We start from the raw sequence: 2,301 nt of genomic DNA on the forward strand, positions 1-2,301 counted from the left end.
ATATATATATATTAATAGCAATTATTTGTCTTGTGATTTTATTTATAGGATTTAAGAAAGTAAATAATGTAACACAGGAAAAAAAAGAAATTGATAAAAGTGTTAAAACAGTTGTAGCTTTTAATAATATTGATGAATCTAATAAATTAATATATGGAAGTGAATATAGAAGTGATGATACTAACGAAATGCAAAAAGCAGAAATTAATATAGATAATTTTTTTTTGAAGACGTTAATTAACTCTAATGCTTATATGAGGGTTGTACTTATGAGAAATTTTAATTTAGAGGGGAATCTAAGTATTTCTGGATACATATTCAAAAGTATTTTTAATTCATTTGAGCCTCAATTATATTTAAAATCACAATTGCCCGCTATTATTAGTATTGTAGAAACAACTCAAGTTAGTAGTACAAAAGTAACATCAGTAGAACCAATTGATGAAGAAAATAATATTGAAGAAAAGGATAAAGATAATAAGGAGAAAGAAAGTAAAGTAGAAGAAGATAATGTACCTATATTGGATGATATTTTATATATAGAGGACCCTTACGAATCTGAGGAAGGCGAACAAATGCAGGGTAATGATAATGAAGATTTAGATGTTCTTGAAATGAAAATACCAGATGAAATAAAATTAAATAAAAAGCCTTATATACTTATATATCATACCCACGGTACAGAAGCGTATTTGCCTATAAAAGAAAATAACTATCACACCACTAAAAGAAAGTACAATGTTTTAACAATAGGAGAGATAGTTACTGATATTTTAGCAAAGAATGGACATAAAATAAAACACATAGATATTTATCATGATATTCCTTCGTATTCAGAATCATATTATAGGTCACTAGCAACTGTACAGGAAACAATGAAAAAAGAAAAAGAGATAAACATCGTTTTTGATATACATAGAGATGGTGTACCTGAAAATGCTAGTTATTTGGAAAAAGCAAAGGAACAAAGTAAGGTTGAAATAAGTGGTAAAAATGTAGCTACATTTTCAATTGTAATTGGCCCAGAGAATCCAAATAAAGAGAAAATAATAAAATTTGCAGAATTAATTAAGGGAGTTTCAGATAAATTATATCCAGGGCTTTGCAAAGGAATAATTATAAAGCCCTATGGAAAGTTTAATCAGTTTGTATGTAATCATTATGCCTTGATAGAAATAGGGAGCAATTTGAATACAATAGAGGAAGCAAAAGAGTCAGCTAAGCTAATAGCAGATGTACTAGACAAGGTAATAAAGGTTATTAGTTCTACTCAAGATGAAAATTAAACATGTAAAAGTAAAATATGAAAACATACAAAAACTAAATATTATTATGATTTTCTAATAGCTGTAAAAAGTGCTATAATAGTATATGAGGCGAAATGACAGGAGGCGATAAATTTGGCTAGAGAAATTTACGAATGGATAAAGAGTATAGCATTAGCAATTATACTTGCAATAATTATTAAGACATTTATATTTAATACAACTTATGTTATAGGTACATCTATGAATCCAACATTACAAGAAACAGATAGGTTATTTACAAACAAAATAGTTTATAGGATAAGTGAACCGAAGAGAAGAGATATTGTAGTACTAAAAGCACCGGATGAGCCAAAAAAGGATTATATAAAGAGAGTGATTGCAGTTGAAGGAGATTTAGTGGAGATAAAGAATGGCAAAGTATATGTTAATGGAGAAGAATTAAAGGAAACATATATACATAAGGACATACAGACTGGTGAGTATATAAAAACATTAGGAAATATCAAGTTAAAAGTACCAGAAAATTATGTGTATGTGTTAGGAGATAATAGATACAGAAATGCAAGTAAGGATAGTAGATACTTTGGACCTGTTCCAATAAAATCAGTAAAGGGAAAGGCATTTTTCAGATTCTATCCCTTTGATAGATTTGGCTCAATACATTAGAATAAATATATTTTAATTTGTCCATAATAATTTTGGTGATTATTATGGAAAGTAGATTAGAAAGATATAAAAGAAGAAAAATAGAAAGAAAGATCAAGCGTAGAAGACGAATAGTTGTTGTATTAGTACTATTAACGTTTATTCTTGCAATGGAATGTGTGAATCAATCATTCAGAGCTTCTTTATGTCAATATGATAAGAGAATAATTGCATATAATATGGACAATCATATATATAATATAGAATTGTTTGGTAAGGATTATAGTGTTTCTCAACAGCAGGTGTATTTAAAGATACAACAACTAAAAAATAAGATAGAAGATATTATATATAATATAGATATATGATAGGTACCGGGCAAAGGCCC

Annotated in this window: 3 protein-coding genes; all 3 read left to right on the plus strand. The window is 27.7% G+C overall.

All coding sequences use genetic code 11. The annotated features are described in order from the left end of the window. On the plus strand, positions 1-1,286 hold a 1,286-nt coding region (gene spoIIP, locus L21TH_RS07950; protein ID WP_034429767.1), incomplete at its 5' end, for a stage II sporulation protein P. A 114-nt stretch (positions 1,287-1,400) separates the two neighbouring features. Continuing rightward, positions 1,401-1,934 carry a signal peptidase I gene (lepB, locus tag L21TH_RS07955; protein ID WP_006313756.1) on the plus strand — a complete coding sequence of 178 codons (534 nt, stop codon included), beginning with the start codon at positions 1,401-1,403 and terminating at the stop codon, positions 1,932-1,934. A gap of 44 nt (positions 1,935-1,978) precedes the next feature. Continuing rightward, positions 1,979-2,281, plus strand: coding sequence for a hypothetical protein (locus L21TH_RS07960; RefSeq protein WP_006313757.1), 303 nt, complete (start codon positions 1,979-1,981; stop codon positions 2,279-2,281). Positions 2,282-2,301: the final 20 nt, after the last annotated feature.

Source organism: Caldisalinibacter kiritimatiensis, from assembly GCF_000387765.1.
Lineage (GTDB): Bacteria > Bacillota > Clostridia > Tissierellales > Caldisalinibacteraceae > Caldisalinibacter > Caldisalinibacter kiritimatiensis.

Coding starts and splice junctions, on each gene's coding strand:
- L21TH_RS07960 (WP_006313757.1), top strand. CDS start 1,979: ATGGAAAGTAGATTAGAAAGATATAAAAGAAGAAAAATAGAAAGAAAG.